This window comes from Niveispirillum sp., from assembly GCF_017996735.1.
In the GTDB taxonomy this organism is placed as follows: domain Bacteria; phylum Pseudomonadota; class Alphaproteobacteria; order Azospirillales; family Azospirillaceae; genus Niveispirillum.
Genome location: NZ_JAGOGJ010000223.1, coordinates 1 through 6,155 on the forward strand (window position 1 = coordinate 1; position 6,155 = coordinate 6,155).

5 protein-coding genes are annotated in these 6,155 nt (G+C 65.6%); all 5 read right to left on the reverse strand.

The features are described from left to right. Positions 1-178 precede the first annotated feature (178 nt). Positions 179-1,387, reverse strand: a complete 1,209-nt coding sequence (locus KBA48_RS31855) for a CaiB/BaiF CoA-transferase family protein (RefSeq protein ID WP_292912700.1) — start codon at positions 1,385-1,387, stop codon at positions 179-181. Continuing rightward, positions 1,384-2,466, reverse strand: coding sequence for a TRAP transporter substrate-binding protein (locus KBA48_RS31860; protein ID WP_292912701.1), 1,083 nt, complete (start codon positions 2,464-2,466; stop codon positions 1,384-1,386). The genes KBA48_RS31855 and KBA48_RS31860 overlap by 4 nt, the downstream gene beginning before the upstream one ends. Beyond that, positions 2,463-3,767 carry a TRAP transporter large permease gene (locus tag KBA48_RS31865; protein ID WP_292912702.1) on the reverse strand — a complete coding sequence of 435 codons (1,305 nt, stop codon included), beginning with the start codon at positions 3,765-3,767 and terminating at the stop codon, positions 2,463-2,465. Before KBA48_RS31865 ends, KBA48_RS31860 begins: the two co-directional genes overlap by 4 nt. Then, entirely contained in the window at positions 3,757-4,254 is a 498-nt protein-coding gene (locus KBA48_RS31870) for a TRAP transporter small permease (protein ID WP_292912703.1), read from the reverse strand. Before KBA48_RS31870 ends, KBA48_RS31865 begins: the two co-directional genes overlap by 11 nt. Before the next feature lie 199 nt (positions 4,255-4,453). Next, positions 4,454-6,155 (reverse strand): TonB-dependent receptor (locus KBA48_RS31875; RefSeq protein WP_292912704.1); only part of this gene is annotated, 1,702 nt, incomplete at its 5' end.

Here is a 6,155-nt window from a genome sequence, read left to right on the forward strand (position 1 = left end):
GCATCATCCAGCGCCATGCAGCTTTTGTCCCGGTTCCACACCGGATCGGCCGTCTCGCCCCCCGCCGGGACCAGCCGCGTCACCGATGCGCCCAGTTGCGCCAGCATATGGCCCGCCAGCGCGCCCAGTTCGCCGGTGGCGTCGATGATGGTCAGATGGTTCAGCATCATCATTCCCCTCACGCCAGCGCGCCGGCGGCGGTCAGTTCGTCGACCTCCGCCGGGTCCATGCCCATCAGGTCGACAAAGACCGCGCGATTGTCCCCGCCCAGCAGCGGCGGCGAGCCAACCTGGATGGCGGCATCGGAAAAGCGAAGCGGCGGCCCCGGCATTTCGCAATCGCCGAGCCTGTCATGCTGAATGCGATGGTAATGGCCGGCGCGTTCCAGTTCGGCATCCGTGAACACGTCGCGCCCGTCATTCACCGCCTCCGCCGGCACACCGGCGGCGGACAGATGGTCGGCCAGCCTGTGCTTGTCCTGCGTCCGGGTCCAGGCGGCGAGCAGGGCGCGCAGATCCGCCGCATGGGTCTTGCGGCCCTGCAAGCTGACGAAACGTGGATTGTCGATGCCCGTCAGCGCCACCAGCACGCGCCAGTCGGCATCGTCGCGCGCGGCAATGGCGCACCATTGATCGGGGCCGCGACAGGGGAACAGGCCGTGCGGCTCCATGCGCGGATCGTCATTGCCGCGGCGCGGCTCAATCCCGCGCTGCCCGTCGGCCAGACAATCCGACGTGACCAGCATCATCGGTTCCACCTGCGACACGTCCAGATGCTGGCCTTCGCCCGTCACCCGTCGATGTTCCAGCACCGCCAGAACCGCCACCGTCGCCATCATGGGTGCCACCACATCGCCATAGGCAAAGGGCGCCATGTGCGGCCCCCGGTCGGGCCAGCCGGACAGCGCGGCGAATCCCGACAGGGCGGCGGCGGAATTGCCATAGCCGCGCAGATCGGACAGGGGACCGGTGCGTCCGGTCACACTGACCGACAGCAGGATGATGTCCGGCTTGATGGATTTCAGCGTGTCGAACGACAGGCCGATCCGGTCCATGTAACCCTTGCCGAAATTCTCCACCACCACGTCGGCCCAGGCGACCAGCTTCTTGGCCACCTCGATGCCGCGCGGATCGTTCAGATTGATGGTGACGCCCTGCTTGCCGGTATTGGTGATGGCGAAAAAGGCGGAGGCGTCGTGGTGGCGCTTTCCATCCTTGAAGGGGGGGGACAGGCGGCCAAGGTCCAGGCGCCGGGCGCTTTCCACCTTGATGACGGTCGCGCCGTAATCGGCCAGATCCTTGGTGGCGCGTGGGCCGGCGCCGACCCAACTGAAATCCGCGATGCGCAGCCCGGCAAGGGGGCCTTCCAGGGGGCCTTCGCGTGTCATGGCGATTGCTCCGTTTGGCTGTTGAAACAGGCCGGGGTTTCCCCCCGGCTCCGCGCGGCGATCAAATCCTGGGCATGGGCCAGGATCGGATGGCCATCGATATCGAAATGCGACAGCTCGTCCGCGATGCGCCGCGTATTGGCGGCATAAAGCGTGCGGAACCTTTCCTGATCGTCGGGCGGCAGGGCATCGGTGATGCGCATGCCCATCGCCTTGCCCTTCTCCATCCCGCGATCCTCGGCACTCAAAATCTGGCGGGATAAGGCGGCTTCCCAGATCGGCTGTGCGTCTTTCAGCACCTGGCGCAGTTCCGGCGTCAGACGCTGCCAGGCCTTGTCGGACATGGCGCGGGCCGGATAGGCGCCACGGTCGAAATGCAGGGCCGTGAAATAGGAGGCGACTTCCCCGAAATGCAGGGAATGGACCGTGTCGACCGGGGCGACCACCCCGTCGATCACACCCTTGGCCAGGGCTGAATAAACTTCCCCCATGGGCATGTTGACGGGATCGGCGCCCAGGTCGCGCAGCACGCCCAGCGCCTCGGTCTGCGCGCGCAGGCGCAGGCCGCGCAAATCCTCCAGCTTCTCAATCGGCTTGTGCCGCGTCAGGACGCCGGGGAAGTTACCACCCTGGACGGCCAGCACATGCAGCCCCTCCAGTTCCCGGCCGAAGGCGGGGAAGGCCGCTTCCAGGCATTTATAGATGGCGACCTGATCCGACAGGTCCTTGATCCCGCCATAGAACCCGGCCTGTCCGCGCAGCGCATGCGCCCCGCCTCTTGCATAGATCGGGGTGATCAGGCCGATATCGGCCACGCCATGGCGGATTTCCACCATGCTCTGGTCCGAGGTGATCAGCGATCCCGACCAGAAGGGCTTGATCACCAACTTGCCGCCGGATTTTTCTGTCACCGCCTTCATCCACTCGATATCCGCCTTGCTGAATGGATGGCCGGGCGGGTAGGGGCTGGCATAGGACAGGCTGATGGTGCCGGGCGCTTCCTCCTCGCCGCCACAGGCGGACAGGAGGGTCAGGGCACAGGCGGCCAGAAACTGTTTCAGACGCGTGCCCATCATCATGCCCCCAGCACCTTGGGCAGCCACAGGGTCACCGCCGGAAAGGCGATGATGACCGCCAGATGCACAAAATCGATGGCCAGGAAGGGCACGATGCCCCGGAAGATGGTGCCCAGCGGAATATCCTTGGCGATGCCATGAATGACGTAGCAGTTCAGCCCCAATGGGGGATGCACGAACCCGATCTCCATGGTCCGCACCAGGAAGATGCCGAACCAGATGGGCGACAGCCCCAGATCGATGATGATCGGCAGGAAGATGGGCGCCGTCAGCAGCATCAGCGCCAACCCGTCCAGGAAAGACCCCAGCACCAGCAGCAGCAGGGTCATCACCAGCACGGCGGCCAGCGGCCCCGCATCCAGATCGGCGACCAGCGCCGACATGTGCCCGGTAATGCCCGTCAGGCTGACGAAGGTGGAAAACAGGATGGCGCCGATGATGACGACATAGATCATGCCGGTGGTGCGCAACGTGTCCGACAGGGCCTTGGTGATGGCGGCCCGCGTCAGGGCGCCCCGGATGGCGCAGAGCAGGAAGGACCCCACGGCCCCCACCGATGCGGCCTCCGTCGGCGTGAACCAGCCCACCATCAGGCCGCCGACCACGAACACGACCAGCGCCACGATGTCGATGATGCGCCGCAGGGCCGGCAGCCGGTCGCGCCACGGCACCCGCGCCGTCTTCGGCCCCAGTTCGGGCCAGATGCGGCACAGGATATAGATGCCGACCATATAGAACAGGGCCTGGCTCAAGCCCGGGATCACGGCGGCGGCGAACAGGCGGCCGATGGATTGTTCGGCGATGATGCCGAACACGATCAAGGCACCGGACGGCGGGATCAGCGCGCCCAGCGTACCGCCGGCGGCCAGCGCGCCCGTGGCGAAGGCCGGGGAGTAATTATGCTTGCGCATCTCCGGCAGGGCCACCGACCCGATGGTGGCGGCGGTGGCCAGGCTGGACCCGCTGATCGCCCCGAACCCGGCGCAACCGGCGATGGAGGCCAGCGCCAGCCCGCCCGGCCGGTGCCCGATGAACCGGGCCGCCGCGTCAAAGAAATCCCGGCTGGCCCCGGCGGCGAAACACAGATGCGCCATCAGCAGGAACAGCGGCAACACGCCCAGTTCGTATTTGGCGATGGTCTCGAACGCCACCACACCGGCCTTGATCATGGCCGCTTCCGGCGTGACCAGGATGGCAATGCCGCCTGCGCCCACGGCGGCCAGGGCGACCCCGATGGGCAGGCCCAGGGTCAGAAGGGCCAGCAACGCAACGATGCCGATGGCACCCCAGAGTTCAGGACTCATGATGTCCCCCCTTGCCCAGGGCCCGCGCCAGGAACAGCAATGCGATCAGTACGCAGGAAGCGATCCAGACCACGCGCAGCCAGCGCAGAGGCAGGCCCAGGATCTCCGTCACCTCGAACCCGCTCCACAGGTCGGCGGCGACCCAGGCGGACCCGGCGGCCAGGAACAGGAAGAACAGGCAGCAGGCGATATCCGACGCCCGGTCATAACGCTGGTGCCAGGTGGGGCCCAGCCGTTCGATCAGGATATGAACGCGGGCATGGGCACCCGACAGGGTGGCGCCAACCATGGCGGCCGAGGCCGCCAGAACCACACTGGCCTGCACCACCTCGATGGCGCCCAGCAGGGTGAAACCGACATGCCGGCCCAGCACCGCGATGGCATCCGCCGACATGGCCATCAACAGCCCGGCCGCCCCCAGCACGAAGGAAATCCGGGTCAGCAGCCCGCCACCGGCCGTTGGTGGTTTGTCAAAGCGTTGAACCAAGATGCGCTTCCCCCTAATCGCTCATTCTCGTCATCCCCGCGAAAGCGGGGACCCAGCGTAAGGCGCGGTTAGCGCCGACATGAGTCTTGTCGCGGCCGACGCCGCTCTGCGCTGGGTCCCCGCTTTCGCGGGGATGACGGTTTAGATGAGATCAAGTCAATTTCACCTAAACTAGGCAAACTCCAGCCGGAACGCCCCCTCAGAACGTCACCCGGATACCACCATAAGTCATGCGCGGCGGCTTGTAGGTGACCATCTGGTTGCCATTGGCGGGGGAGGCGACGCCGTTGGCGATGACGGCCTTGTTGGTGATATTGCTCATCGCCACGAACAGTTCCCAGCCACCGGCGGCGGGCACGAAGGTGATGCGCCCGTCGAACACGTCATAGGCGTCCTGGGCCACGGCGGCGGTATTGTCGATGTCGATGAAATAGCTGCTGGAATGGCGCCAGTCGCCGCGCAGGCGCAAAGCCGCGCCGTCAGCCGACACCGGCACCTCATAGGTCAGGCCCAGATTGCCGGTGAATTTCGGCACGAAGGGCAGTTCGTTTTTCAGGCTCAGCAGCACCGTGCCCGGCGTGGCCTGCTGCGGCAGCAGCTTGGTGAACTTGAAGTCGGTATAGCCCAGGCCCGCCTGCAGGGTCAGACCCTCGGCCAGCAGCGCCGTGGCTTCGGCTTCCAGACCCTTGATCTCGCCGTCGCCGCCATTGGTTTCCAGGCGGATGAAGGCGCCCGTGCTGTCCGTGGTGTTGCGGGTGATCTGGATGTCATTGTATTCGCTGAAATAGGCGGCCAGGTTCAGGCGCAGGCGGCGGTCGAAGAAGTCGCCCTTGAACCCCGCCTCATAGGCCGTCAGCTTTTCCGGATCGAAGGTGTTGAACAGATCGGCACGCGTCGGGCGGCCATTGACACCGCCGGCCTTGAACCCCTTGGACCAGGAGACATAGGCCATCATGCTGTCGTCGAACTTGTATTCGGCGCCCAGCTTCGGCGTGAACACGTCCCAGGTATCGCCGGCGGTGACATTGTTGAAGCTGATCAGATTGTTCTGAAGGGGCCGGACCTCGTAATAACGGAAGTCCTTCTTCTCCTTGCTGATACGCGCGCCGGCGGTCAGGCTGAAAGCGTCCGTGACCTTGTATCCGGCATGGGCGAAGGCGGCATAGGACGATCCTTCCAGCCAGCGGTTGCCCAGGCGCATCTGGTCATAGCGCAGATTATTGTTGTTATTGGCACCACCCAGGCAGCTTGCCGGGCCGGTGCCGTTGGCGGGGCAGGTTGCGGCCGCCACGCCGGGCGGGGAGATGGACCGGTTGGGGGCCGCGCGCAGCGCCTCCACCAAGCCCACCAACTGCCGCGATGACTGCGTGTCCTGGGCCTTTTCCTCAAAATACCACAGGCCGACCAGCCAGTTCAGCCGGTCGTCGAAGGCGTCGCCGCTGAACTGGAATTCCTGGCTGAACTGGTGCTGCTGCACAGAGATGCCGGCAGAGGCCACGATATCGGCGGGGGTGCCGTCGGCGTCGGCCTTGCTGCGCACATCCAGGTCGCGATAGGCGGTGATGGATTTCACGCCGATCACGCCGGGGTCCCAGTCCACCACGCCGGACACGCCCCAGACATCGGAATTGGCATAGCTGGTGGAGGTGGAATAGGTGGTCCAGGGCTTGGGCGCCACCCAGCGATTATCATAGGTCAGGCCCTGCGGGGCCAGCACCACGCGGTTATACAGTTCGATATTGGGCGCGGACGCCGCGCTGTTGAAGATGCCGACGGCCTGGTAATCCGTTGCCGCCTGCCGTTCGCGCGTCACGTCGCCCGACAGGGTGACCTGCAGGCTGTCGGTGGGCGTCCAGGCCAGGGTGGCGCGCCCGCTGCGCACATTCACGTCGTTGTCATTG